This is a genomic window from Rhodanobacter sp. 7MK24 (genome assembly GCF_014842995.1).
GTDB lineage: Bacteria > Pseudomonadota > Gammaproteobacteria > Xanthomonadales > Rhodanobacteraceae > Rhodanobacter_A.
Map to the genome: position 1 here is coordinate 309595 of NZ_JACYXL010000003.1, position 25747 is coordinate 335341.

The 25747-nt window shown below is 66.8% G+C and carries 28 protein-coding genes; 4 read left to right on the forward strand and 24 right to left on the reverse strand.

All coding sequences use genetic code 11. The features are described from left to right. Positions 1-18: 18 nt before the first annotated feature. The 16 genes from IHE49_RS07850 to IHE49_RS07925 all read right to left on the reverse strand — a co-directional run bounded on the left by IHE49_RS07850 (position 19) and on the right by IHE49_RS07925 (position 14869). Complete coding sequence (locus tag IHE49_RS07850; protein ID WP_192156553.1) at positions 19-1284, reverse strand: glutamate-5-semialdehyde dehydrogenase; 1266 nt, start codon at positions 1282-1284, stop codon at positions 19-21. After that, positions 1281-2432: a glutamate 5-kinase gene (proB, locus tag IHE49_RS07855; protein WP_192156555.1), complete on the reverse strand. Its 1152-nt coding sequence runs from the start codon at positions 2430-2432 to the stop codon at positions 1281-1283. Before proB ends, IHE49_RS07850 begins: the two co-directional genes overlap by 4 nt. Next, positions 2429-2788, reverse strand: a complete 360-nt coding sequence (locus tag IHE49_RS07860) for a cupin domain-containing protein (RefSeq protein ID WP_192156557.1) — start codon at positions 2786-2788, stop codon at positions 2429-2431. The genes proB and IHE49_RS07860 overlap by 4 nt, the downstream gene beginning before the upstream one ends. 12 nt (positions 2789-2800) lie before the next feature. After that, positions 2801-4096 carry an argininosuccinate lyase gene (locus IHE49_RS07865; protein ID WP_192156559.1) on the reverse strand — a complete coding sequence of 432 codons (1296 nt, stop codon included), beginning with the start codon at positions 4094-4096 and terminating at the stop codon, positions 2801-2803. Beyond that, positions 4093-5454, reverse strand: a complete 1362-nt coding sequence (gene proS / locus IHE49_RS07870; protein ID WP_192156560.1) for a proline--tRNA ligase — start codon at positions 5452-5454, stop codon at positions 4093-4095. Before proS ends, IHE49_RS07865 begins: the two co-directional genes overlap by 4 nt. A 55-nt stretch (positions 5455-5509) precedes the next feature. Continuing rightward, a complete protein-coding gene (gene argC / locus IHE49_RS07875) occupies positions 5510-6490 on the reverse strand; it encodes an N-acetyl-gamma-glutamyl-phosphate reductase (RefSeq protein WP_192156562.1) in 981 nt (326 codons plus the stop codon). Between the two features lies 1 nt (position 6491). Next, positions 6492-7109, reverse strand: a complete 618-nt coding sequence (locus IHE49_RS07880) for a GNAT family protein (protein ID WP_192156564.1) — start codon at positions 7107-7109, stop codon at positions 6492-6494. Continuing rightward, positions 7109-8431, reverse strand: a complete 1323-nt coding sequence (locus IHE49_RS07885; RefSeq protein WP_192156566.1) for an acetylglutamate kinase — start codon at positions 8429-8431, stop codon at positions 7109-7111. Before IHE49_RS07885 ends, IHE49_RS07880 begins: the two co-directional genes overlap by 1 nt. Positions 8432-8446: 15 nt before the next feature. Next, positions 8447-9580 carry an acetylornithine deacetylase gene (locus tag IHE49_RS07890; protein WP_192156568.1) on the reverse strand — a complete coding sequence of 378 codons (1134 nt, stop codon included), beginning with the start codon at positions 9578-9580 and terminating at the stop codon, positions 8447-8449. Continuing rightward, entirely contained in the window at positions 9577-10017 is a 441-nt protein-coding gene (locus tag IHE49_RS07895; protein ID WP_192156570.1) for a GNAT family N-acetyltransferase, read from the reverse strand. The genes IHE49_RS07890 and IHE49_RS07895 overlap by 4 nt, the downstream gene beginning before the upstream one ends. Beyond that, positions 10017-10520, reverse strand: coding sequence for a DinB family protein (locus tag IHE49_RS07900; protein WP_192156572.1), 504 nt, complete (start codon positions 10518-10520; stop codon positions 10017-10019). The genes IHE49_RS07895 and IHE49_RS07900 overlap by 1 nt, the downstream gene beginning before the upstream one ends. Before the next feature lies 1 nt (position 10521). Then, the gene (locus tag IHE49_RS07905) at positions 10522-11712 is read right to left on the reverse strand and encodes an argininosuccinate synthase (protein WP_192156574.1); all 1191 of its coding nucleotides are present in this window, start codon (positions 11710-11712) and stop codon (positions 10522-10524) included. A gap of 28 nt (positions 11713-11740) precedes the next feature. Beyond that, on the reverse strand, positions 11741-12214 hold the full coding sequence (locus tag IHE49_RS07910) for an OsmC family protein (protein ID WP_192156576.1): 474 nt from the start codon (positions 12212-12214) through the stop codon (positions 11741-11743). Continuing rightward, positions 12211-12834 carry an FMN-binding negative transcriptional regulator gene (locus IHE49_RS07915; protein WP_192156578.1) on the reverse strand — a complete coding sequence of 208 codons (624 nt, stop codon included), beginning with the start codon at positions 12832-12834 and terminating at the stop codon, positions 12211-12213. Before IHE49_RS07915 ends, IHE49_RS07910 begins: the two co-directional genes overlap by 4 nt. A gap of 7 nt (positions 12835-12841) precedes the next feature. Next, positions 12842-13849 (reverse strand): N-acetylornithine carbamoyltransferase, encoded by a 1008-nt coding sequence (locus tag IHE49_RS07920; RefSeq protein WP_192156580.1) that lies wholly within the window; start codon positions 13847-13849, stop codon positions 12842-12844. 462 nt (positions 13850-14311) lie between these two features. Further along, positions 14312-14869 carry a glycine zipper 2TM domain-containing protein gene (locus IHE49_RS07925; RefSeq protein WP_192156582.1) on the reverse strand — a complete coding sequence of 186 codons (558 nt, stop codon included), beginning with the start codon at positions 14867-14869 and terminating at the stop codon, positions 14312-14314. A gap of 335 nt (positions 14870-15204) precedes the next feature. Between IHE49_RS07925 and cysS the strand changes: the two genes are divergently transcribed. Both cysS and IHE49_RS07935 read left to right on the forward strand, forming a co-directional pair. After that, on the forward strand, positions 15205-16578 hold the full coding sequence (gene cysS / locus IHE49_RS07930) for a cysteine--tRNA ligase (RefSeq protein WP_192156584.1): 1374 nt from the start codon (positions 15205-15207) through the stop codon (positions 16576-16578). Positions 16579-16633: 55 nt separating this feature from the next. Continuing rightward, entirely contained in the window at positions 16634-17080 is a 447-nt protein-coding gene (locus IHE49_RS07935; RefSeq protein ID WP_192156586.1) for a SufE family protein, read from the forward strand. 131 nt (positions 17081-17211) lie between these two features. Here the strand turns inward: IHE49_RS07935 and dksA are convergent, their stop codons facing one another. Then, positions 17212-18300 carry an RNA polymerase-binding protein DksA gene (gene dksA, locus IHE49_RS07940; RefSeq protein WP_192156588.1) on the reverse strand — a complete coding sequence of 363 codons (1089 nt, stop codon included), beginning with the start codon at positions 18298-18300 and terminating at the stop codon, positions 17212-17214. Between the two features lie 117 nt (positions 18301-18417). On the opposite strand from dksA, the gene yidD reads away from it, so the two are divergent. Further along, entirely contained in the window at positions 18418-18711 is a 294-nt protein-coding gene (gene yidD / locus IHE49_RS07945; protein WP_192156590.1) for a membrane protein insertion efficiency factor YidD, read from the forward strand. A 4-nt stretch (positions 18712-18715) separates the two neighbouring features. Here yidD and folE2 read toward each other — a convergent pair whose 3' ends face one another. From folE2 to efp, 7 genes are all read right to left on the reverse strand, one after another. Continuing rightward, a complete protein-coding gene (gene folE2, locus IHE49_RS07950; protein WP_192156592.1) occupies positions 18716-19660 on the reverse strand; it encodes a GTP cyclohydrolase FolE2 in 945 nt (314 codons plus the stop codon). Between the two features lie 79 nt (positions 19661-19739). Continuing rightward, positions 19740-20594 carry a squalene/phytoene synthase family protein gene (locus IHE49_RS07955; RefSeq protein ID WP_343227557.1) on the reverse strand — a complete coding sequence of 285 codons (855 nt, stop codon included), beginning with the start codon at positions 20592-20594 and terminating at the stop codon, positions 19740-19742. Next, complete coding sequence (locus IHE49_RS07960) at positions 20591-21265, reverse strand: HAD-IA family hydrolase (protein ID WP_192156596.1); 675 nt, start codon at positions 21263-21265, stop codon at positions 20591-20593. Before IHE49_RS07960 ends, IHE49_RS07955 begins: the two co-directional genes overlap by 4 nt. Beyond that, positions 21262-21966 (reverse strand): bifunctional 2-polyprenyl-6-hydroxyphenol methylase/3-demethylubiquinol 3-O-methyltransferase UbiG, encoded by a 705-nt coding sequence (gene ubiG / locus IHE49_RS07965; protein WP_192156598.1) that lies wholly within the window; start codon positions 21964-21966, stop codon positions 21262-21264. The genes IHE49_RS07960 and ubiG overlap by 4 nt, the downstream gene beginning before the upstream one ends. A gap of 87 nt (positions 21967-22053) precedes the next feature. After that, entirely contained in the window at positions 22054-22308 is a 255-nt protein-coding gene (locus IHE49_RS07970) for a YciI family protein (protein ID WP_192156600.1), read from the reverse strand. Positions 22309-22380: 72 nt separating this feature from the next. Continuing rightward, positions 22381-23712, reverse strand: coding sequence for a TRZ/ATZ family hydrolase (locus IHE49_RS07975; protein ID WP_192156602.1), 1332 nt, complete (start codon positions 23710-23712; stop codon positions 22381-22383). A 204-nt stretch (positions 23713-23916) separates the two neighbouring features. Beyond that, a complete protein-coding gene (efp, locus tag IHE49_RS07980) occupies positions 23917-24486 on the reverse strand; it encodes an elongation factor P (RefSeq protein WP_192156604.1) in 570 nt (189 codons plus the stop codon). A gap of 108 nt (positions 24487-24594) precedes the next feature. On the opposite strand from efp, the gene epmB reads away from it, so the two are divergent. Beyond that, entirely contained in the window at positions 24595-25617 is a 1023-nt protein-coding gene (gene epmB, locus IHE49_RS07985; protein WP_192156606.1) for an EF-P beta-lysylation protein EpmB, read from the forward strand. Positions 25618-25747 lie beyond the last annotated feature (130 nt).

The following is a 25747-nucleotide window of genomic DNA, read 5'->3' on the forward strand; positions in this document are numbered from 1 at the left end:
GCTTCCGCATGCATGGCGTTACCGCACGCGGCTCTGCGCGTGCCTGACCTGCCCTTCGCCACGCACCACGAAACGTTCGATGGTGAGGGCCTCCGCGCCCATCGGGCCGTAGGCGTGCAACCGCGTGGTGGAGATGCCGATCTCGGCACCCAGCCCCAGCTCGCCGCCGTCGCTGAAACGCGAGGAGGCGTTGACCATCACCACCGCCGAGCGCATCGCCTGCACGAAATGTTGCGCGGCGGCTTCGTCGCGGGTGGCGATGACCTCGGTGTGGTCGGAGCCGTAGCGGCGGATGTGCGCGATGGCCTCGTCCAAGCTGTCCACCGTGCGCACAGCCAGGATCAGGTCGAGGAACTCGGCGGCGTAGTCGTCCTCGATGGCGGGTTTCGCATCGGGCACCAGTTCGCACGTACGCGCATCACCGCGCAGTTCCACACCGCGTTCGCGCAACGTAAGCGCGGCGCGCTGCAGGAAATCGACCGCCACGTCGCGATGCACCAGCAGGGTCTCCAGCGCATTGCACACGCCGGGGCGCGAGGTCTTGCCGTCGACCAGCAGATCCAGCGCCAGGTCGAGGTCGGCCGCGCGGTCCACGTAGAGATGGCAGACACCCTTGTAGTGCTTGATGACCGGCACGCGCGCGTGCTCGGCGACGAAGCGGATCAATCCCTCGCCGCCACGCGGAATGGCGAGGTCGACGAGGTCGGCCAACTGCAGCAGCTCGACCATGGCCTCGCGGCGCAGGTCCTCCATCAGCGTCACCGCCGCCGTCGGCAGGCCATGCGCGCGCAAGGCATCGTGCAGGGCCGCGGCGATGGCGGTGTTGGAATGGATGGCCTCGGAACCGCCGCGCAGGATCACCGCATTGCCGGCCTTCAGGCACAGCGCCGCAGCATCGGCGGTGACGTTGGGGCGTGCCTCGTAGATCATCGCCACCACGCCCAGCGGGATGCGCACGCGCTCCACCGCAAGACCGTTCGGGCGCGTCTCGCGACGCGTCACCTGGCCGACCGGGTCGGGCAGCTCGGCCACTTCGCGCAAGGCGTTGGCGATGGCCGCTACGCGCGCTTCGTCCAGCCGCAGGCGATCCAGCATCGCGCCCTGCACGCCCTTGGCGGCGGCCTGCGCCATGTCCTGCGCGTTTGCGGCGAGCACATCGGCGGAACGGGCTTCCAGGGCAGCCGCCATGTCGCGCAGCAACGCCGCCTTGGTATCGGTGTCTAGCCCGGCCATCGCCGGCACCGCATCGCGGCAGGCCTGTGCCAGGGAACGTATCTCGCTCATACCGTCATGCCTCCCGCGGTTTCAAGCGCGACGAGGTCGTCGCGGTGCACCACCTCGCTGCCGTAGCTGTAACCCAGCACCGCCTCGATGTCGCGGCTGTGCCTCCCGGCGAGCCGACGCACTTCGCCCGCGGCGTATTGGCAAAGACCGCGCGCCACCGCCTTGCCGCCGGCATCCACGATCTCCACCAGGTCACCGCGCTGGAATTCGCCCTGCGCACCGGCGATGCCGCCCGGCAGCAGCGACGCGCGACCACCCGCCAGCGCGTGCGCCGCGCCGGCATCCACGCTGATGCACCCCGCTGCGGCCGGTGCGTGGCGCAGCCAGTATTTGCGTGCCTGCATGCGCGTCGCGGCGGCATCGATCAGGGTGCCGCGCAGGCGATCGCGGCCCAGCGCCTCCACCGTCACCGCATCGCGCCCGCCGAACAGCACGGTGGGGATGCCCGCAGCGGCAGCCTTGCTCGCCGCTTCCAATTTGGTGCGCATGCCGCCGGTACCGACCACGCTGCCGCTGCCCCCCGCCATCGCCAGCACCTCGGGCGTCAACGCCCCCACGCGGGCGATCGGTGCCGCCTGCGGATCGCGACGCGGATCGGCGCTGTACAGCGCATCGATGTCCGAGGCGATCAGCAGCAGGTCGGCATCGACCAGCGCCGCGACGATGGCGGCGAGATTGTCGTTGTCGCCGAGCTTCAGTTCGTCCACCGCCACCGTGTCGTTTTCGTTCACCACCGGCAGCACGTCCAGCGCCAGCAGTCCGCGCAGCGTGCTGCGCGCGTTGAGGTAGCGGCGGCGGTTGCGCAAGTCGTCGTGGGTGAGCAGCACCTGCGCCACCGGGCGCGCGGAAAGCGACTGCCACAAGGCGATCATCGGTGCCTGTCCCAGTGCAGCCAGCGCCTGCCGTGCCGCGAGGTCGCCCGCGGCCGGCGCATGCTCGCGCAACAGGGCACGCCCCGCGGCCACCGCGCCGGAGGACACCAGCACCACTTTCCGTCCTGCGACGTGGCTGGCGTTGATGAAACCGGCAAGTGCCAAGGCATAGCGATCGGTCAAGCCGCCGCCGTCCGCGGCCAGCAGGTTGCTGCCGACCTTAAGCACGGCGCATCGCCAGCCGGGCAGCGCCTGTTCCGGCAGGTGCGCGCTCACGCGCCTGCCCCCAGCGGCGTGGCGACGCGGTCGCCGTGGCTTTTCGGCGACGAGACCACCAAGAAGCGCGTGTCTGCGTCGCTGTCGTTACGCATCTGGTGCGCCACGCCGGGCGGCACGTGCAGGCCTTCGCCGCGGTTCAGCCGGTGCGGGGCACCTTCCAGCTCCAGCACGGCCTCGCCTTCCAGCACGTAGAAGAACTGCCGCGCGTGTATGTGGCGGTGACGCAACTCGGCCGTCCCGGGCGGCATGCGTTCCTCGATCACGCTGAGGTCGCCACCTGCCAGCAGGTGCCAGCCATCGCAGCCTTGTCCCCAGCGATAATGCTCGGCATTGCGCGTACCGACCACCGACATGACCATCTCCGTTTAGACGTCCAGACGTCCAAGCCTAGCATGCAATTCATGCAGGCGAAGGTCGTTGCCGGATCCCGGCGAAACGCGTTGCGCAAGGCTGGACTCGGGCGTGCGCCCTTGCCCCGCCGAGGCCGCCGTCTCGGCGGCGGCACGGTAGGCATCGCGGAACGGCACGCCTGCGGCGGCTTGTTCGATGGCCACGTCGGTGGCGTACATCGCCGGCTCGATCGCGGCGCGCATCGCGGCTTCGTTCCATTGCAGCCGCGCCAGCAGGTCAGGCACCAGCTCCAGCGCCATCAAGCCGTGGCGCACGCCGTGGAAGATCGATCCCTTCGAGAACTGCAGGTCGCGCTGGTAGCCCGAGGGCAGCGACAGCAGCTGCTCGATCTCGGTGCGCGCCGCCGCCACGCTGGCGTAGCTGGCGCGCAACAGCTCCACCACGTCAGGGTTGCGCTTGTTCGGCATGATCGAACTGCCGGTGGTGTACTCGCCCGGCAGCTTCACGAAATCGAATTCGGCGGTGGTGAACAGCGACAGGTCCCAGGCCATGCGGCGCACGTCCAGCATCGCCGCGCCGATCGCTTCCAGCACCGCGATCTCGTACTTGCCGCGCGAGAGCTGGGCGTAGATCGGCGACACCTGCATGCGCCCGAAGCCGAGCGCGGCGGTGGTGTGCGCGCGGTCCAGCGGCAGGTTCACGCCGTAGCCGGCGGCGGTGCCGAGCGGATTCGCGTCGACCAGCTCGCGCGTGCCGCGGGCGCGGAAGGCGTTGTCGATGAAGCCCTCGGCGAAACCCGCGAACCACATACCGGTGGACGACACCACTGCGCGCTGCAGGTGGGTGTAGCCCGGCAGCGGGATGGCCGGCTGCGCGGCACGCTGCAGGCACACTTCGGCAATGGCGCGGCAATGCGTTTCCAGCGCCTCGAGCTTTTCCTTCAGCCACAGCCGCGTGGCGACCAGGATCTGGTCGTTGCGGCTGCGCCCGGTGTGCACGCGACGCCCGGCGTCGCCCAGCCGCTCGGTGAGGCGCGCCTCGATGGCGGAGTGGCCGTCCTCGTAGCGTTCGTCCAGCACGAAGGCTCCGCCTTTGAAATCCTCCGCCAACACATCCAGCTCGCGCTTCAGCGCGGCTGCTTCGTCGGCGCTCACCACGCCGATGTGCGCCAGGCCTTCCACGTGCGCCTTGCTGGCGGCGATGTCGTGCAGGAAGAACTCGCGGTCGAGCACGACGTCGTCGCCGGCTAGGAAACGCATGATGCGTTCGTTGGTCGCAACGCCCGCCTTCTGCCACAAAAGATCGCTCATGGTGATTGCCTGCCTGTCTGGTCGGTATCGAAAGGGTGTGGCGCGGCCAGCGCTTGCAGCGCGGCCTCCGCCGTGAGTTCGCGGCGCTCGCCGCTGGCCCGGTGCTTCAGCTCGACCGTGCCGGCTTCCAGTCCGCGCGGCCCCACGATCAGCTGCCAGGGCAGGCCGATCAGATCCATCCGGGCGAACTTGGCGCCAGGGCGCTCGTCGGTATCGTCGTACAGCACTTCGGTGCCGGCCTGCGCCAGGCGTTCCTGCAGCATCGCGCAGGCCGCGTCGGTACGCGCGTCGCCGATCTTGAGGTTGACCAGCCCCACGCGATACGGCGCCACGGCTTCGGGCCAGACGATGCCCTGCCCGTCATGGCCGGCTTCGATGATCGCACCGAGCAGGCGCGACACGCCCACGCCGTAGCAGCCGCCGTGGACCGGCCGCTCGGCCCCGTCCGGGCCGGTCACGTGCGCCTTCATGGGCAGCGCGTACTTGGTGCCGTAGTAGAAGATCTGGCCGACTTCGATGCCGCGCGCCAACACGCGCCGTGTCTCCGGCACCTCGTGCTCGAAGCGCGCCGCGTCGTGCACATCCTCGGTGGCCGCGTAGGGGCCGGTCCACTGCGCGATCAACGGCGACAGATCGCCCGCATAGTCCACGTCTTCGCCCGGCACCGGCAATTGCAACAATGCCTGGTCGCAGTACACCGCCGACTCGCCGGTCTGCGCCAGCACGATGAACTCGTGCGACAGGTCGCCGCCGATCGGCCCGGTCTCGGCACGCATCGGGATCGCGCGCAGGCCCATGCGCGCGAACATGCGCAGGTAGGCGACGAACATGCGCTGGTACGAGCGCCGCGCGGCCGCCTCGTCGAGATCGAACGAATAGGCGTCCTTCATCAGGAACTCGCGGCCGCGCATCACGCCGAAGCGCGGCCGCTGCTCGTCGCGGAACTTCCACTGCACCTGGTACAGGGTCAGCGGCAGGTTGCGCCAGGAATGCACGCAGGCACGGAAGATCTCCGTGACCATTTCCTCGTTGGTTGGCCCGTACAGCAGCTCGCGCTCATGGCGATCGCGGATGCGCAGCATCTCCGGACCGTAGGCGTCGTAGCGGCCGCTCTCCCGCCACAGCTCGGCCAGCTGCAGCGTGGGCATCAGCAGCTCGACCGCACCGGCGCGATCCATCTCCTCGCGCACGATGCGTTCTATGTTGCGCAGCACGCGCAACCCCAGCGGCAGCCAGGCATAGATGCCGGCGGCTTCCTGCCGGATCAGGCCGGCGCGCAGCATCAGCCGGTGCGAGGCGATCTGCGCTTCGGCAGGATTCTCCTTGAGGGTGGGCAACAGATAATGCGAAAGACGCATGGCGGGAACTCCGGAGGAACGTGGCGAACGACGGCGGAAGCGGCGGCATGCCGCTTCACGGTCGTGCGGCGACGTCCAGCGGAATGCCGGCCAGCTCCGGGCTGCCTATGGCGCGGTTGACGTTCTGCATGGCCTGGGTGGCCGCGCCCTTCAACAGGTTGTCCAGCGTCGCGACCACCACCACGCGCTTGCCGTCGGCCGACAGCGCGAAGCCGCCGATCTCGACGTGGTGCCGATGCGCAATGCGGCTCACCCACGGCGCCTCATCCAGCACCTGCACCAGCGGCTCGCCCGCGTAGGCGTGACGGAAGCGCGCCAGCACCTCCTCGCGCTTCAGCGGCTTGGCAAGGTAGAGGTTGGTGGTGACGGTAAGGCCGCGGAAATGCGGCGCCACGTGCGGCATGAACTCCACCGGCAGGCCGAGCTGAAAGCTGGCCTCCTTCTCGTGCGTGTGGCCGGTGAGCGAATACGGCATCAGGTTGTCGCGCAGCTTTTCCGGATCGTTCTTGTCCGAGGGCGTGGTGCCCGCGCCGGAATAGCCGGACACGCCGAAACACACCGGCGGCGCGGCCAGCAGCTCCTTCAGCGGCGCGATGGAAAGCTGCATCGCCGTGGCGTAGCAACCGGGGTTGCTGATGCGCCGGCTTTGATAGGTACCGTCGCCGCGCCACTTGTGGCGGGTGAGTTCGGGTAGGCCGTAGTACCACGCCTTGTCGAACCGGTAGTCGGCGGAGAGGTCGACCACCACCGTGTCCGGCGCATCCTTGTCGATGGCTTCCACGTAAGGTGCGGCCTTGCCGTTGGGCAACGCAAGGATCACCACGTCGGCGTGCTTGGCAGCCACGGCAGCGGAATCGAGGTTCTCGTAGCGCAGCTCGCCCGCGTAGGCATCGCTGTGTTCGCTGACGCGCTGGCCGTCCAGCTCGCGAGAGGAGACGAAGCGCAGCTCCAGCGACGGGTGCGCCGCGATCAGGCGGATCAGTTCCGCCCCGGTGTGGCCGCGTGCGCCGACGATGCCGATGGTTTTCCTGTTCATGTCATGCGTTTCCGTGCTGCTGCAGTTTCGCCCGCAGATTGCGTTTCACCTCGGGCCACTCGCCGTCGATGATCGAGAACATCACCGTGTCACGCGGACTGCCGTCGGCATGGCGCTTGTGGTTGCGAAGGATGCCATCCTGCTTCGCGCCCAACCTTGCGATGGCGGCTCGCGAGCGAGCGTTGAGCGTGCTGGTCTCCAGGTTCACGCAAATGCTGCCCAGCGTGTCGAAGGCGTAACCGAGCAGCAGCAACTTGGTCTCGGTGTTGGCGCCCGTACGCTGCACGCGCGGCGCGTACCAGGTGTAGCCGATGCTGATCCGCGGCACCGACGGTTCCAGGCCGTAGAACCGCGTGGTGCCCACCAGCTCGCCGTGCGGGTCGAGCACGGCGAACGGCAGCACCTTGCCTTCGTCGCGCGCCTGCAGCGCGGCGTCCAGATAGGAAGGCATGTCGTCCATCGAAGGCGTATTGGTGAACCACAGGCCGTCGAGTCCCGCATGGTCGCGCGCCTTGCGCAGCCCCTCGAGGTGCGTCGCCTCCAACGGAACGAGGGAAACGTATCGCCCCGCCATCGAGGGAGTATCGCGCCAGGCCAGCGGCAGGTCGGTATCGGTCATCATGGGTCCACCAGGGTAGGTTGGCGTTGCGCGCAATGCGCCACGCAGCGTGCGATGGTGTCGAAGTTGCTGTCCAGGCCGTACCAGAACACCTTCCAGCGCGGCTGCTTGAGGCAGCCGTCGGATTCGGCGTAGTAGAAGATGTTGACCTGGTTGTGGTGGCGCGAGCGCCAGAACAATTGCGGATTTTCCTCGCGCATCACCTGCCACACGGCGCGGCCCAGCCCTTCGCCCTGAGCGTCGTCGAGCACGGCGAACTTGTCGAGGTACGGCAGGCCGTCTTCCTCGGTCAGGATCATCGCCGCGCGATAGTTCTCGCTCACATAGATGCGGTAAGGCCTAGTGCGTTCGAAGTAGTCCGGCACCAGGGTGCGGCCAAAGCTGGACTCGATCAGCTCGCGCATGCGCACCCGGTCGATGCCGTCCCACGACTCGAAGCGCAGCACCTTCTCGCCGCGCCGCACGAGCGTGCCCGAACCCTTGTGGGTGAACAGCTCCTTGGCCAGCTCGGCGGGGCGCGTGATCGACACCGACGAGGTGAGCGGCAGGCTGTTCAGCAGGTCGGCGATCTGCTCGATCTTCAGGCGCATGCCACCGTTAATCCACGGCTGCGCCATCAGGTGTTCGTACTCGGTGCTGAGATTGATCGAGTCGATCAGCTTGCCCTCGCCATCGAGCAGGCCGCCGGTGCCGGTGAGGAACACGATCTTGTACGGCTGCAACACGCGCACCAGTTCGTTGGCGGCGACGTCGGCGTTGATGTTGAGGATCTGCCCTTCATCGGTTTCGCCCAGGCTGGCGATCACCGGGATCGAGTTGGCGCGCAGGCTGGCCTCGATCGGCGCGAGGTTGATGCCCTCCACCTTGCCCACCATGCCGAGCTGATCGCGATCGAGGTAGCTGGCCATGAACACGCCCGAAGGCACGGCGGTGGCGCGCGTGTCCATCGCCTGCAGCGCCTCGACCAGCTTGAGGTTCTGCTGCATGAACACCTTGCGCACGATGCCCAGCGCCTTCGGTGAAGTGACGCGCAGGCCGTTCACCGTCTGCTTGACGATACCGGCGGCAGACAGCTCCTCGTCCAGCTGCGGTCCGGCACCGTGGAGCACGATGGGCGTGAGGCCGACCTGCTGCAGGAAGGTGAGTGAGGAAGCGAGATCCTGCAGCTCGTCGCGCAGCACCGCGCCGCCGACCTTCACCACGGCGAAGCGTTTGGAATCCAGTTCGGAGAAGCGCTTGAGGTATTGCTGGATTTCCTTCGCGCTGCCCATGCTGGAGAGCAGGCGCACGATGGTTTTCCGTGTATGCGTATGAGTTTCCATGGTCATCCTTTGCGCTCATCCATGATCGCGGGAATCAAGAAGCGACCTTCCATGGCCGCACTTCTCAACAAGGCGGAAAATCACTTCCGCGTAGTGCTGCAACTGGTCCAGCGCGACCCACTCGTCAGCGGTATGCGCCTGCGCGATGTCGCCGGGGCCATAGACGAAGGCGATGTAGCCGGCGGCGGAAAACAGCGAGGCCTCGGTCCAGAAATCCACCGCGTTGCCCACGGGGATGTCCAGCTCGTCGGCCAGGTCGCGCGCAGCCAGGCGCCGCGCCTCGGCAGTAGCGGTATCGCCGGCCGGCAGCGAGGGGCCGCGGAAGGTCTCCTCGAAATGCGCGGGCACCGGCTCGGTCAGCGTGCGGAAGCGTTCGAGCAATCCGTCGGGATGCATCGTTGGCAAGGGCCGCATGCCGAAGCGCACTTCGGCGCTGGGTGCGATCATGTTGGCCTTGATGCCGCCTTCGATGCGGCCGATATTGAAACGCAGGCCGGTGAGGCCGCCGAAGCGCTCGTGCGATTGCGCGGCCACAAAATCCAGCGCGGCATCGCCCCAACGCACCGCCTGGTGCAGCGCGCTGTCGCTGGGCTTCTGCTCGCCCGAGGCGTGCCCGGCGTGGCCGGCAAAGCGCATCAGCACCGACTGGATGCCGCGATGGGCCAGCACGGCCTCGCCTTTGGTGGGCTCGGCCACGATCACCGCATCGTAAGCCGGCTTGTTCGCGAGGAAGCCGGCGATGCAGCGCGGATCGTTGGCCTCTTCGTCCGTGGTGAACAGCAGTGCCATGTCGCCGCTGCTGGCATTCGCCACCGCCAGCAATGCCGCAGCCGCCCCCTTGATGTCGCAGGCGCCGAGGCCGATGGCACGGTCCGCCGTCACACGCAGCCCGTGCGGGCTGGCCGTCCATGCCGGCGAATCGGGCACCGTGTCCAGGTGCACGTTGAACAGCAGCTTCGGCCGACCGCGCACTGCGTGCAGTCTCACCGCGCCGGCACCGTGGTCGGTCACCACGATGTCGAAACCCGGCAGTTGCGCGCGGAGGTAGTCGAAGATGCCGCCGGTGGTGATCGCGCGCGGCGGATTGCGGGTGTCGAACGACACCAGCGCCTTGAGGTGTTCCAGGGTGGATTGCAGCAAGGGATTCATGGCTGGGCTGATGCTCTCGTATAGACGTCCTGATCGAGTTTTTCCATCAGGTTCTGCGGCCGCACGGGCGCGGTGAAACCGAAGCCGGCATACAAGCTGTGCGCATCACCGGTGGCCAGGCTGAAACGGCGCAGGCCCTGCAGCTGCGGGTGCGCCATCACTTCCGCCATGAGTGCCTTGGAATGGCCCTGCCCGCGATGCTCCGGCAGCACGAACACGTCCGCCAGGTAGGCAAACGTGGCGCCATCGGTGACCACGCGGGCAAATGCCACCTGGCATCCGTCGACGAAACCGCCAAAGCACAGCGAGCCGGCTATGGCCCGTTCCACCGTCTCGCGCGGAATGCCTCGGCACCAGTAAGCCTCGGCGGTGAGGAAGCGGTGGATCAACCCGATATCGAGCCGCTCCTTGTCCGTACTGACCTGCAGTGCGCCCATCAGGCAGCGCTCCTGTGTTCGCGCCGCGACGGCTCTGCCGCGTGCAGGTAGACGTTGATCGTGTCGGCGGGACGCGGGAGTGACAAGCTATCGAGGATCTGCCCGACTGCACCTCGGTGATACGCGCCGTGCACGATCAGGTGCTGCAGCATTTCGGCGCGCGACATCCCGCCCGCCTTGCCATCGGTGAAATGAAAGCTGATGCGTTCGTCCAGGCGTTCCGCTGGCAATTCGCGCGCATAGTCGACCAGCCACGCGTCGCTGGCACGGATGCTTGCGGTCAACGCCGGAAGCTCCGGCGTTTCCTCGGTATTGGTGGCGGTGTACGGATGCGGATCGCCCAGCAGATGCGCCGCGAAGATCCGGTCCACCACGAACGTGTGGTTCATCACGCGGATGGCCTTGCGCCGCTGCTCCACATGGCGCTCGCCGTCGATGGCGGCCATGGCCTCCAGCATCTGCGCATTCGCCCACGCCTTGTACGCGAACAGGGAGGCGAACATGTCAGCGGTTGACCTCCGCCCACAGCGTGCTGCTCATGCCGAACAGCTTGATGAAGCCTTCGGCCTCGGCCACGCCCCAGTCGGCCGACTGCGCGTAGGTGGCGCCCTTGGCGTTGAGGATGTGCTTCGATTCGATCGCCACGGCGTTGACCACGCCGCCATTCGTCTCCAGCGTGACCTCGCCGTTGACGGTGGACTGGCTGGAAGCGAGGAAGGCCTCCAGGTCGGCCTTCAGCGGATCGTGGAAGAAGCCTTCGTACACCACTTCCACCCACTTGCGCGCCACGTCCGGCTTGAAGCGGTTCTGCTGCTTGCTCAGCACGGCCTCTTCCAGCGCGCGGTGCGCAGTCAGCAGGGAGATCAGGCCCGGTGCCTCGAAGATGATGCGGCCCTTGAGGCCGATGGTGGTGTCACCGGTGTAGAGGCCGCGGCCCACGCCGTAGGGCGCGAACAGCGCATTGAGCTTGGCCAGGATCTTGTGGCCGGCGAGCTTCTCGCCGTTCAGCGACACCGCCTCGCCTTTTTCGAAACCGATCTTCACGCGCAGCGGCGCGACCGGCCATTCAGCGCGCGGCTTGCACCAGCCGCGCGCGCCCTCGCCCGGAGCTTCCCACTTGTCGATCTCGCCGCCGGACATGGTGACGCCCAGCAGGTTTTCGTTGATGGTGTAGGCCTGCTGCTTGGCGCGCACGCCGAAGCCGCGCTCTTCGAGGAACTTCTGCTCGTAGGCGCGCGTCTGCGTATGCTCCTTCTGGATCTCGCGGATCGGCGCCACGATCTCGTAGTCGCCCAGCGACTTCACCGCGAGGTCGAAGCGCACCTGGTCGTTGCCCATGCCGGTGCAGCCGTGCGCGATGGCGCGCGTGCCGAGCTCGGCCGCGCGCTTCAGCGCGGCTTCAACGATCAGGTAGCGGTCGGACACCAGCAGCGGGTACTGGCCCTGGTAACCCTCGCCCGCCCACACGAAGGGCTTCACGAAGCCGCTCCAGATCGCCGGACCGCCGTCCACGGTGACGTGGCTGGCCACGCCCAGCTCCTTCGCACGGTTCTCGATGAAGGCGCGCTCCTCGGCATCCACGCCGCCGGTGTCGGCGAACACGGTATGCACGGCCCAGCCGCGCTCCTTGAGATAGGGCACGCAGAAACTGGTGTCGAGGCCGCCGGAAAAGGCGAGGACGATGTCTTTGCTCATGGCTTGCGAATCCTGGTCGGGGATGATGTCAGTCGGAGGAAACGACGATGCGCGGCTCGCAGCGCACCGGGAAGTTCACGGAATTGGCGATAAAGCAGGCGTGGTGCGCGTCCTCATGCGCGGCCAGCGCCTTGTCGGAATCGCTGTCGGCGCGGATGGTGACTACCGGGCGCAACACGACTTCGGTGAAGCGGCCGCCGTCGCCCTCGGTGACCATCGTGCCTTCGGCGCTGTCGTCATAGGCGACGACCACGACGCCGGCCACGGTGGCCATGTGCAGGTAGGACAGCATGTGGCAGGTCGAGAGCGCCGCCACCAGCATGTCCTCCGGGTTATGCCTGGTGGCATCGCCGCGGAAGGTCGGGTCGGACGAGCCGGCGAGGTCGGGTTTGCCGGGGACGCGGATCACATGGTTGCGGCTGTAGTTGCGGTAGCCGTCGGTGCCGGTGCCGCGGTTGCCGGTCCAGACCACGTCCACGCGGTAGCGGTGAGGATGGTTCACGATTTTTCCTCTTCCAGTTTGGCCATCCATTCGGCCAGCGCCGCGTCGCCTGCGCCGCCGCGGCGGCGAAGGCCGGCGATCACGCCGAGACGGTTGCGCTCCGGGTGGTTCTGGCTGAGCTTGAACTTGCCCTCGACGTGCTCGACGGCGATCTCGATGCCGACGATGGCCTGCATCAGCTTCTCGACGTGATCGTCGGGTGCGTCGCCGACGTGCCACGGCTGCGGTTCGGCGGCCTCGTGGTGATCGGTCAGACGCTCCAGCAACGCACGCAGCCAGATGGCGTCCTCGACGATTTTCAGCCGGCCGCGAACATGCACTACCGCGTAGTTCCACGTGGGCACTTCGCGGTGCGTCTCCGCCTTGGTCGGGTACCAGTTCGGGCTGACATAGCCTTGCGGTCCCTGGAAGATCGCCATCACTTCGGCGCCATCCATCCGCGCCAGCTCGTTGCCTCGCGCCACGTGGCCATACAGAGCGCCCTTCACCCATTCCAGCGGAAAGTGATTGGCGACGACGCCCCCCACCGTGCTCGCCACCACGGTAGCGAACGGGTAGTCGCGGATCAGCCCATGCAAGGCTTCCGGGCGCGTTTCGACGAACGACTTCGGCATGTACATGGCGGGCTCAACGCTGGCCGATCAATGACGCCATCACCGCTTTCTGCACATGCAGGCGGTTCTCGGCCTCGTCGATGGCGATGCAGTACGGCGCGTCCATCACCGCATCGGTGGCCTTGACGTTGCGGCGCAGCGGCAGGCAATGACTGAAGAGGCCGTTGTTGGTGAGCGCCATCTTGGCCTCGTCCACGATGAAATGCTTGTGCGCGTCGCGGATGGGCTTCTCCTGTTCCCACTTGCCGAAGTACGGCAGCGCGCCCCAGCTCTTGGCATACACCACGTCGGCACCGCTGTAGGCCTCTTCGATGTCGTGGCTGACCTTGAGCGAGCCGCCGTTCTGCTCGGCGTTCAGACGACCGAACTCCATGTAGCGTTCGTCCAGCACGTACTCGGGCGTGGGGCACAGCAGGGTCACGTCCATGCCCATCTTGGTGGCGATCAGCAGCGCGGAGTTGGCCACCGCGGTGTTGAGCGGCTTGGGATGGTAGGTCCAGGTGAGCACGTACTTCTTCCTGGCGAGGTCGCCAAGGTGCTCGCGCATCGCCAGCGCGTGCGCCAGCTCCTGGCAGGGATGGGTGATCGTCTCCATGTTGATCACCGGCACCGTGGCGTACTTCGCGAACGCCTTGATGACCTTGTCCTCGCGGTCCACCGACCAGTCCTGGAACTTCGGGAAGGCGCGCACGCAGATGAGGTCGGCGTAGCGGCTGAGCACCCGCGCCACTTCGGCGATGTGCTCCTCGGTGTCGCCATCCATCACCGTACCCGCTTCGAACTCGATCGGCCACGCATCCTTGCCGGGCGCCAGCACCACCGCGTGACCGCCCAACTGGAACGTGCCCAGCTCGAAGCTGGTGCGCGTGCGCATCGAAGGATTGAAGAACAGCAGTGCCACCGACTTGCCGGCCAGTTGTGCGCCCGCGGGCGAGCGCTTGAACGCGGCGGCCTGTTCCAGCAGCGCATCGATCTCGGCGCGGCTCCAGTCCTGGGTGGTGAGGAAGTGGCGGATGGTCATGGGTTGGATCGCCCTCAGTGAAATCGCTCTTGTTGATAGTGCGGCCATGGGTGGCCGGTATTGCCGTTCGCGGATGGAACCGCGTGAAACAACTCCAAAACCAGAAACAAAAAAACCCGGCACGATGGCCGGGTTTTTGTCGATACGTGATGCAGCAGCGCGCGACAGCCTACCCGGCCGAATGTTCGTCCAGCGGTCGGCGCGCACGCGACGTCATGCCAGCAGCCATGCGGGCGCTGGTCAGGACATTGGCGGTATAGACGGCTGTAGACATGGGGCTTCCGGTCGAGCGAGCCGACATCATGACGGGATTTTCGCTGCCATGCAACATGCGTTTTTGCGACCGCCATCCAGGGATCTCGCACTTCGGGCCGACGCCGGTGCGCGATGCCAAAGTCGCTGGCGGCGACCTTTCCGGAAACCCCCTACGAAGACGCCGCCCGAAGGCGGCGTCTGCGAACATCACTCGGCGGGGGTCACGCTCACCCGCACGCGCAGGCGCTCGCCGGGATCGTAGTTCAGGCGCGACTCGTAGATCTCGCCGCGGTAGCGGTACTCCACGTCGTAACCCGCGATCTGTTGCTGGCTGCCCGTGTTGACCATGCTGCAGTTGGTCACCGTCTGTGCAGTCTGGGTGCCGCTGTTGGCCGCCACCTGGCCGCCTACCGCACTGCCTGCCACGGCACCGACCGCCGTGGTGAGCACGCGCCCATTGCCCCTGCCAACCGTGTTGCCCAGCACGCCACCGACGACGGCGCCCAGGATCGAGCCCGCCGTGGTATTGCCCGGATGCTGCTCGACCACGGTCTGGTTCTGGCAAACCTGGCGTGGCGCGGTCACCTGCACATAGACCGGATCGACCCGCAACACGTCGGCCCAACCGAAATGGGCACTGTCGTCCTGTGGCGGTCCTGGCTGCGCACCGGGCGGCGGCGGGGGTGGGTAATTCGCATCCTGCGCCTGGACGCCGGTGACGGCGACCAGGGCCAGCACCAGCGGAACAAAAAGAAACTTAGGCATTGCGGACTCCGGGACATTCTTTTGGGCGCAGCTTCGGCGCATGGCAGATTGCAGCAAAGGGATGCTGAATCGAGGCTTAGAGCCGGTTCGATGTCTCCGCAGGAACGGGGACGACGCCACCCCGCAGTCGCGGAGCGGTGCCCGATCCCCCGATGCCTCCCTGCGTACCTTCGTTCTTCCGTGGCCTGCGCGAAACACCCCCAGCACGAGCCATGCGCAGACCGCGGACGGCCCCTGAAATTCCCCGACTGCATCGGCTTGCCAACGCGTCGCTTACGCCTTGTTAAGATGCAAGGCTGGGCCGTACCTGCGGCCATTGCTGGAATTTCATCACGATGCCGATTTCGCTCTACAACAGCCTTACGCGCCGCACCGAAACCTTCGCGCCGCTCGATCCGCAGCGCGTGACGATGTATTTGTGCGGGCCCACGGTGTACAGCTACGTGCACATCGGCAACGCGCGCGGCCCGGTGGTGTTCGACGTGCTGGCCAGGCTGCTGCGCCGGCATTACCCGAACGTGGTGTACGCCCGCAACATCACCGACGTGGACGACAAGATCAATGCCGCCGCGCTGGAACAAGGCGTGGGCATCGAGACGATCGCCGGTCGGTTCACTGCCGCCTACCGCGAAGACATGGCTGCGCTGGGCATCGCCCCTCCTGACATGGAACCCTGCGCCACCGCGCACATCGCCCCGATCGTGACGATGATCGAGAAACTGATCTCAGACGGCCACGCCTATGCTGTCGAGGGGCACGTGCTGTTCGACGTGGCCAGCTATCCCGACTACGGCAAGCTCTCCGGCCGCGACACCGAGGAGCTGATCGCCGGCGCCCGTGTGGAAGTGGCGCCTTACAAGAAAAACCCCGTCGACTTCGTGTTGTGGAAGCCCTCCACACCCGAGCTGCCCGGCTGGGAGAGCCCCTGGGGCCGCGGCCGTCCCGGCTGGCATATCGAATGCTCGGCGATGAGCGCCACGCACCTGGGCGAGACCATCGATATCCACGCCGGCGGCGTGGACCTGCTGTTCCCGCACCACGAGAACGAGGTCGCGCAATCCACCTGCGCCCACGGCGGCAAGACCTTCTCGCGCTGGTGGCTGCACAACGGCATGCTCACCTTCGACGGCCGCAAGATGTCCAAGTCGCTGGGCAACGTGCTGCAGCTGCATGAGATGCTCAAGCGCCATCCGGCCGAGGCGCTGCGCCTGCGCCTGATGAGCGGCCACTACCGCCAGCCGCTGGACTGGTCCGACGCTGCGATTGCGCAGTCGGTGAGCACGCTGGACGGCTGGTACCGCGTGCTGCGCGATCTGGCGCATGTCGCGGTGGACACCGCGCAATTGCCGGTGCCTGCCGCCATCGAAGCCGCATTGTGCGACGACCTCAATACCCCGCAAGCGCTGGCCGAAATCTCCGTACTGGCCGATGCCGCCCGCATGCAGGGCACGCCCGAAGCCAAAGCCGTCCTGCTTGGCGGTGGCGCCCTGCTCGGCCTGTTGCAGCAGGACCCCGAGGCATGGTTCAAGCAGGCTGGCGGCAGCGAAGTCGATGCCACCAAGGTGGAAGCCTTGCTGGAGGAACGCCGCGCCGCGCGCGCCGCACGCGACTTCGCCCGCGCCGATGCGATCCGCGCCGAGCTTTCCGCCATGGGCGTGACCATCGAGGATGGCGCGCAGGGCACGCGCTGGAGTGTGGCCAAGACGTGATCGCCGCAGCGGGAGATACTTAGCGCATCGTCGGCATGCGCGCGATAATGTGCGCATGAACGACATCGCCACGAGCACCACCACCAGCGCCGCCGAGGCACAACGCGAGATCGCCGAAGAGTTTGCCTACTTCAGCGAATGGAGCGAGCGCTACCAGTACCTGATCGACCTGGGCAGACAGCTGCCGCCCTTCCCCGAGCAGTACCGCACCGATGCGTGGCGCGTGCACGGTTGCCAGTCGATGGTATGGCTGGTACCCAGCGGCGACGCTTCGAAGATGCACTTCGCCGCGGCCAGCGACTCGGCCATCGTGTCCGGACTGATTGCACTGGTGCTGCGCGTGTACTCCGACCGCCCGGCGGCGGAGATCGTGTCCACCGAGCCGGATTTCATCCAGGCCATCGGCCTCGCCAAGCACCTTTCGCCGACGCGCTCGAACGGGCTGGCGGCGATGCTCACCAAGCTGAAAGGCTACGCCGCTGCGGCCGCAAGTAAGGAGTGAGCAAAGGGAGCGGCGCAGCACCGCGCCTTTCGCTTCGCTCCACGCAGGAGCCCCGCTCGAAGCGGGGCTCCTTTGAAAAGTCCGGCATGGATGTCGGGTTTGATCTTTACGCTCACGAGGGAGCGCAGAAATCAATCCCCCATCTGCTTCTGCAGATGTTCGCGACGCTCCTGCGCATCCAGCGACAGCGTGGCGATCGGACGCGCGTCCAGGCGCTCCACGCCGATCTCCTCGTCGGTTTCCTCGCAGTAACCGTAGCTGCCGTCCTCGATGCGACGCAGCGCCTTGTCGATCTTGGAGATCAGTTTGCGGTAGCGGTCGCGGGTACGCAGTTCCAGCGAGTTCTCGGTTTCGCGCGTGGCGCGCTCGGCCTCGTCACCCACGTCGCGCACTTCGTCACGCAGGTTGTCCATGGTCTGGCGCGACTCTTCGACCAGCTGATCGCGCCAGTCGCGCAGCTTGTTGCGGAAATAGGCCAGATGCATCGGGTTCATGTACTCCTCCTTGGAGGAGGGGCGGTAACCCTTGGGCAACGCGATCTGGGTGGTAGCCGGCAACGCGTAGCGCCCGTCTTCGCGGGTGACGCCATTGTCGGTGTTCTTCTCTGCCTTTTTGTTCATTGCGGATGATGCGTTTTTCGATGGCTTGTGGGATGCGGAAGCGATGGTATCTGCGGTACGTGGCAGCACCATGGCCGTGGCGCTCGCCACCTTGCCTTTAATCGGCGGGGTGACGGGCGACGGGGATGTTTTCTTCTCGACAGGCGGTGCCTTGACCGGTACGGCCACCGGCTGGGGAGCGGCGGTCTTGCCCTTGGCCGGCTTGGCGATGACTGCCGGTTTGGCCACGGCCTTGTTGGTTGCCGCCTTGGCTGCGGGCTTCAGCGGCTTCTTCGCTACAGCCTTCGGGGTCGGCTTGGCTGCCGGCTTCTTGGCCGCGGGTTTGGCCGCTTTCTTCGTGGCCGCCTTTAACGGCTTCTTTGCGGCAGGCTTGCTTGCCGGCGACGGCTTCTTGGCCGGGGCTTTCTTCGCCACGACCTTCTTCACCGCGGCCTTCTTCGCGACAGGCTTCTTCGCTGCCGGCCTGACCGCCTTCTTGGCGACAGGCTTTTTCGCAGACGCCTTCGCGCCGGCAGCTTTCGCCTTGGCGGATGCGTTGCTAGCTGCGGCTTTCCCTTTCGAAGCCTTGGCGGCGGTCGAACTGCGCGTGGTTTTCGCCATCTTCCTTCACCATTTATTGGCCTAGGCGGCCGCGTGTTATAGCCCATGTACCCTGCACCGGCAAGCCGGCTTCTGGGATACTCGCCACATTAACCAGCAACAAGTTGTTCCAGCAACGTGAATGTGCCTAGCCGATTCCTGCTGCTCCTGCTGCGCCTCTACAAACGCTGGCTCAGCCCCCTGATCGGACAGCACTGCCGTTTCTACCCCACTTGCTCCGATTATGCACGCGGCGCGATCGTGCGCTTCGGCCCGTGGCGCGGTTGCCTGCTCGCCGCCTGGCGGCTTTTGCGCTGCCAGCCGCTGTGCGCCGGGGGAGAGGATCCCGTCCCGGGGCACTTCCACTTCGTGCGCTGCCGGCACCAGGGCGAATCGAACGTCCCTCCCCCACAAGCGGGCGAGGGGCATTGAGGAGTCAAGGCGAACCGAAGCCGCCCTCCACGCCCTTGCTGGCGTAGGCCACCGCATCGTGCGGATGCAGGCTTTCCTGATGCTCCACGCGCACATGGAAATCGGCAAGGCGGGCGTCCGCATCGAGTGCCTGCTGTATGCGTCTCGCCGCATCCTCGCAGAACATCAGGTTGCCGCCATTGGCGAGCGCGAAGGCCTGTTCGTCTTCGCGCTTCACCGCCGTCTGTACCGGCGTGCCCAGGGCCTGCTCCACGCGGTCGAGCGTGGCCAGGAGGTCGAACGGCACGCCTTCCTTCAACCGCACCAGCAGGCGCGCCGCGCTGCGCTGCGCATGCGGCGTGGCGACGATGCCGCGCTCGCTGCCCAGCCACGCCAGCACGGCAGCATGATCGACTGGCGTGGCCGCGTCGAAGTCGCGCGCGAACTGCTCTTGTATCAGCTGGCGCGACAGCGCCGCGGAAGCCGGGCACGTGGAGGAGTAGACCACCTCGGTGCCCAATTCCAGTCGGAAACCCTCCGGCCCCAAGCTCGCTTCGACCGACACCGGATAGCTGCGCCAGCCGCTGTGTGCGCTGCGCAAGGCGTTTCGGCGCACCAGCGCGTCGAAGCGGATGCTGAGGCGCGCGTGGTCGGACAGCCCACCATGCGATTCGAGGAAGGCGTGCAGCAGGCTTTCCAGCATCGCCGCGCTGAGCGGCTGCGTGCCCAGGTGGTGATCGACCAACAGGTACAACCGCGACATGTGGATGCCACGCTTGTCGGGTTGCACAAGGTTGACGAAGGCGCCGACCTGCGCGCTGGCGCGCTGCACCTCGCCGTCGCCCGCATCGAACCGCACCGGCACCTCGATGCCGTCCATGCCCACCCAGTCCAGCGCCCCACGCAGATGCGGCTGCGCCTGTGTGGCGACGTCGGGCATCAGGCGGATAGTGTTCTCGTGGCTATGCATGAGCGTACTCGTGGCGCGGAGTCGTCTATTTTGGGCCGGTCTGGCGCATTGCAACAGACAACGGCGGGAAACGCTGCGTTCAGTCGGCCGCCGCTGTCCGCCAGCGACGTGCCGCCCGCCACGCGGCGAAGGTGGTGCCGAAGTTGCCCCGCCCGCCCTGTTGCAGCGCGGCCAGTGGATCGTCCGCTCCGCGCGCACGGCCCAGCAAGCGTTCGGCTTCACGCGACTCCAGTGCGCGGAACACGCTGAGCGTCCCGGATAGCCGCCCTGCCTCGCGCCAGCTCGATTGCAGGTCGGCCAATTGCGCCCTGATCGCCTCGTCGCGCGCTTCGCTGCGCCGCCGCAAGGCGTCGCGGGCAAGGCCGTAGCGGGCCAGCCGCGCCATTGGCAACGGCAGGCGGTCACGCTCGGCATCGTCCTCCAACCGACGCAACACATGTAGCAGGTGACTGAGCGTGGCCACGCGCGCGGCGCGTTCCGACGCCGCCCCGTTGCCATACCACCATGCGGTTTCCAATTCGGCCAGCGCGCCGTGCAATGAACTGGCGGCGGCGATCTGGGCGGGAAAATCCGCCGCCGTGCCCTCTTCCAGTTGCGCCATGGCGGCGAGCACGGGGGCCATCCAGAGTTCGGTGGCGATCGCATGGGCGCGCTCGTCGTCGAACAGCACCTGGGTCAGGGGGTGGCGACCGCCGCTGGCGCCGGCTCCTGACAATTCCTCGGCCCACCAGTTGAGCTTGCCCAAGGCCACGTGCGGTTCGCGGATACCGTAGGCCGCAGAGAGCAGTTCCTGCTCAAGCGCAGCCAGCGCAATGTGTCCGGAGTATTTCCCCGGATCGACGAAGACCAGGGCCATGCGCTGCGCCGGCTGCACTGCCAGCCATTTGTCGACGTAACTTTGCAACGCTCCGTGCGAGACCACCGGTTCGCTCACGCGGCCACCTGCAATCCCAGCAGGGACGCCAGCTGATACGGATCGTCGACCACCACGTCGGCGCCCCAATGATCCGGGTCGCCGCCATCCAGGTAGCCCCATCGCACGGCTACCGTGTACAGCCCGGCCGCTCGTCCGGCTTCGACATCGCGCGCGTCGTCGCCGACAAACACGCAACGCGCGGGCGCCACGCTAGCTCGCGCGCAGGCCAGCAGCACCGGTGCGGGATCGGGCTTCTTCACCGGCAAGGTATCGCCGCAAACCACCGCGCTGGCACGCAGGTCCCAATCCATGCGCGCGATCAGTTCTTCGGTGAGGAAGCCAGGCTTGTTGGTGACGATGCCCCAGCGCTGTCCGCGCGACTCGATGTTTTCCAGCAGCGAGGCGATGCCCTCGAATGGCCGCGTATGCATGGCTAGCATGCCCTGGTATAGCTCGAGGTAGCGCGGCATGCGCGCCAGCAGAACCTCGTCGCCTTCGTCGAAGGCACAACGCAGGATCGCACGGCTGCCGCGCGAAACCACATTGCGCACCGCGGCGTATTCCGGCGCGGGTGCGCCGACTTCCGCGCAATAGGCCACGAGCGCGGCATGCAGGTCGGGAGCGCTGTCGAGCAGGGTGCCGTCGAGGTCGAACAGCACGCCTTCGATGTCCGCAGGCGGGGCCTTCACGCCGGCTTCCTCGCGCAAAGGATGTAGTTCACCGCGGTGATGCGGCTGAGCCATGCCTTCCGGCTGAGCGGGTTGTAGCCCAGGCCGCTGACGTCCTCCAGCTCCAGCCCTTCCGTGCGCAGCAGGCGCGCCAGCTCGGAGGGCTTCAGGAACTGCGCGTAGTGATGCGTGCCACGCGGCAGCAGGCGCATCAGGTACTCCGCACCGAGGATGGCCGCACCGAATGCGGCCGGCGTGCGGTTGAGCGTCGACAGGAATACGCGCCCGCCGGGCTTGAGCATGGCTGCGAGGTCGCGCACCAGAGCGGCGGGATCGGGCACGTGCTCGATCAACTCTAGGCAACACACGGCGTCGAACGTCTCCGGCTCAGTAGCGGCCAGTTCGGCCGACGACTGTTTGCGGTAGTCCACCTTGAGGCCGGATTCGTGCAGGTGCAGGCGCGCGATCTCGATCACCTTGAGGCCCATGTCGATGCCGGTGACCTGTGCGCCAGCACGCGCCAGCGCCTCGCTGAGCAGGCCGCCGCCACAACCCACGTCGGCGATCTTCGCGCCGCGCAGGTTCACGCGCGCAGCGACGTAATCGGCGCGCACGGGGTTGAGATCATGCAGCGGGCGCGACTCGCCGTCGAGATCCCACCAGCGCGCGGCCAGTTGGTCGAAGCGGGCGATCTCGGCGTGGCTGACGTTGCTTGCGGTCATGACGGTACTCATCGCATGAGTTTATTGAAAAGTGTGCCCATGGACGGTCGCGTCGTTGATCTGCATGTCATGGATGGGCGCAAGAGCTTAAGCAGCATGCCATTCATGCAACGTGATGTCCCAGCCTCCACTGGCGTAGGCCGGATCGCCATGGGCTATCGCGCATGCTTCGTCCAGCGACTCTGCGCGCAATAGGTAGGCGCCGCCGCTCTTGTCGCCGAACGGGCCCGACAACTCGTTGCGCCCCTGCGCGCGCAAGGTCTCGAGAAACTCGCGATGCAACGGGACGATTGCCGGATCGCACTGCGGGCGACGCATGAGTAGGACGAGATAACGGTGCATGATAGGTGCCTGTTGAAAAGCGCAGCCAAGAACGGCGCCTCTTGAGCCTAAAACTCGGAGACGCATGCAAGCTCAATGCGTCGCGATGCGTTCGCGCCAGGCGCGGGTACGGGCAAGGATGGCATCGACGTCCATGCCTACCAGCTCTCGCGCGGCCAGTTTGCGGCGACCGGCAATCCACACGTCGCTGACCTGGTGGCGCCCCGTGGCATAGGCCAGTTGCGAGGCCACGTGATACAGCGGCTGGGTTTCCAGGTCCGACAACCGCACCGCGGCAAGGTCGGCTTGCTTGCCCGGCTCGATCGAACCGATCTTCGCGTCGAGTCCCATCGCCTTCGCGCTGCCCAACGTGGCCGCGCGCAGTGCGCTGGCGGCATCCAGGGCCGCGGCGTCCTGTGCCACTGCCTTGGCCAGCAACGCGGCAGTACGCAGTTCGCCAAACATGTCGAGGTCGTTGTTCGAGGCGCAGCCGTCCGTACCTATGGCGAGGTTCACGCCAGCCTTGTGCAGCTTCTCTGCCGGACAGAAGCCGGAAGCGAGCTTGAGGTTGGACTCCGGGCAATGCACCACCGATACTCCGGCCTCGGCGCAGGCAACGATCTCGCCGTCAGTGAGCTGGGTCATGTGCACGGCGATCAGGCGGTCGTTGACCAGGCCCAGCTTCTGCAGGCGCTGGAACGGACGCAGGCCGCTTTTCTGCTTCTCTTCCTCGACCTCGTGCGCGGTCTCGTGCAGGTGCAGGTGCACCGGAATGTCGAGCTGGTCGGCCAGCACGCGGATGCGCGCGAAGCTCTCGTCGGAGACGGTATACGGCGCGTGCGGCGCGAACGCGGTGGATACCAGCGCATCGCCGCGGAAGCTGTCATGCACTTCGCTGGCGCGTTCGAAGTATTCGTCCTGCGACTTCGCCCATGCGGTTGGGAATTCGATCACCGGCAGGCCCACCACCGCGCGGAAGCCAAGCTTGCGGTAGGTGGCGCCGATGGCGTCGGGAAAGAAGTAATTCTCGTTGGCGCAAGTGGTGCCGCCGCGCAGCATCTCGGCCACCGCCAACTCCACGCCGTCGCGCACGAATTCAGGGCCGATCACCTTGGCCTCGGCCGGCCAGATGTGCTGCTGCAGCCAGACCATCAGCGGCAGGTCGTCGGCCAGTCCGCGCAGCAGGGTCATCGGGTTGTGCGTGTGGGCGTTCACCAGACCGGGGATCAGCGCATGCTCCTGCAACCGCACGGTTTCGCGCGGAGCGTAGGCGGCGCGCGCCTCGGCGATGGGCAGCAGGGCCACGATGCGGTCGCCGTCGACCGCCACCGCGTGGTCTTCCAGCGCAACGCCATGCGGCTGGACGGGGACGATCCAGCGGGCTTCGATGAGGAGGTCGACAGGTTGGGGCTGCGTGTCGCTCATGAAAAACTCCATCAAGCGGATAAGCGAAGGGCGGCCAACCTTGCGGCGCCGCCCCTTGGCTCGTCATTCCGGCGCAGGCCGGGACCCAGTCCAGTATTCATGCGAAGCACATCAGTAACGAACGCTGCGCGCAGGTACTTCACTGGATCCCGGCCTACGCCGGGATGACGCAACGGCCCGCGCGCCTGCGCGCGGGCCGTTGCGTCACTTGCCGACGCGGCTGACGTATTCGCCGGTGCGGGTGTCGACCTTGACGACTTCGTCCTGACCAACGAACAGGGGCACACGCACCACGGCGCCGGTTTCCAGCGTGGCCGGCTTGCCGCCGCCGCCGGAGGTGTCGCCACGCACGCCGGGGTCGGTCTCGGTGATCTTCAGCTCGACGAAGTTCGGCGCCTGTACCGCGATGATCTCGCCGTTGAACAGGGTGACCACGCACTCTTCCTCGCCCTTCAGCCACTTCGCGGTGTCGCCGATACCTGCCTTGGAGGCCTGGTGCTGTTCGAAGCTCTCCTGGTGCATGAAGTGCCAGAACTCGCCGTCGGAGTACAGGTACTGCATGTCGGTGTCGGTGACGTCGGCGACTTCGAAGCTGTCGCTGGATTTCATCGTCTGCTCGGTGGTGCGGCCGGTCTTCAGGTTGCGGATGAAGATGCGGGTGAACGCCTGGCCCTTGCCGGGCTTGATGAACTCGGCTTCGGTGATGATCCAAGGATCGTTGTTGTGAAGGATCTTCATGCCCTTCTTGACGTCGTTGAGACCAGCGGTGGCCATGCGATGAACTCCAAAGGTGAATGGGTCGGGGCCCGAACGCCCCTCGTGCCGCAACGGCGGCTAAAATGGGCGATTCGAGGGTCCGGTACGGCCCGGACAAGGCCATACATGATAACCGCAAGCCCCGGCGCACGCATTACACAGGCCGCCGCCACGCCAGCCGGCGACTGGCGGCAGGTGTGGCGCGAGGCCGTCACCGACGCCGCCGAACTGCTCGCCCTGGTGGGCCTGTCGCCGCTTGCTGTGCGGCTGCCACCCGCGGATGCCGGCTTCGCCCTGCGCGTGCCGCGCGGCTTCGTGGCTCGCATGCGCCATGGCGATGCGCGCGATCCGCTGCTGCTGCAGGTCTTGCCGCAACTGGCCGAATTGGACGAGGTGCCCGGCTTCGTCGCCGACGCAGTGGGCGACCTCGCCGCCCGCGAGGCGCAGGGCGTGCTGCACAAGTACCACGGGCGCGCGCTGCTGATCGCCAGCGGCAGTTGCGCGATCAATTGCCGTTACTGTTTCCGCAGGCACTTTCCCTACGGCGAGGAGATGGCTGCCGCCGGCCAGTGGCGCAAGGCGCTGGAACACGTGCGGCAGGACGCCAGCATCCGGGAACTGATCCTCTCCGGTGGCGATCCGCTGGCGCTGTCCACCGCCAAGCTGGAAGAGCTTTCGCGCGGACTGGCCGATATCCCGCACGTCACCCGCCTGCGCATCCACACCCGGCTGCCGGTGGTGCTGCCCGAACGCATCGACGAGACCTTCACGAGCTGGCTCGCTACGCTGCCGCTGCAGAAAGTGGTGGTACTGCACGCAAACCACGCCAACGAATTCGACGCCAACGTGGATGCCGCCTGCGCCCGTCTGCGCGACGCCGGGGCCACCTTGCTCAACCAGTCGGTGCTGTTGCGCGGGGTGAACGATGATGCCGACACGCTGGCCGCGCTGTCCGAGCGCCTCTTTGCCGCCGGCGCGCTGCCGTATTACCTGCACCAGCTCGACCGCGTCCAGGGAGCCGCGCACTTCGAGGTCGACGACGCCCGCGCGCTGGCGTTGCTCGATACGTTGCGCGCGCGCCTGCCCGGTTACCTCGTGCCGAAACTGGTGCGCGAGGTGGGTGGCGACCCCTCGAAGCGTCCCCTGTAAACACCCGTTGCACCTTCGCCTGTTCAAATCTCGGCTGGCGGTTCCCGCGCCAATCCGTTACAACCGCCCTTGCGGATCGCCTCGCGGGGGACGCGAACAACCACCACCAGCTTTTCGCGACGCCGACAAT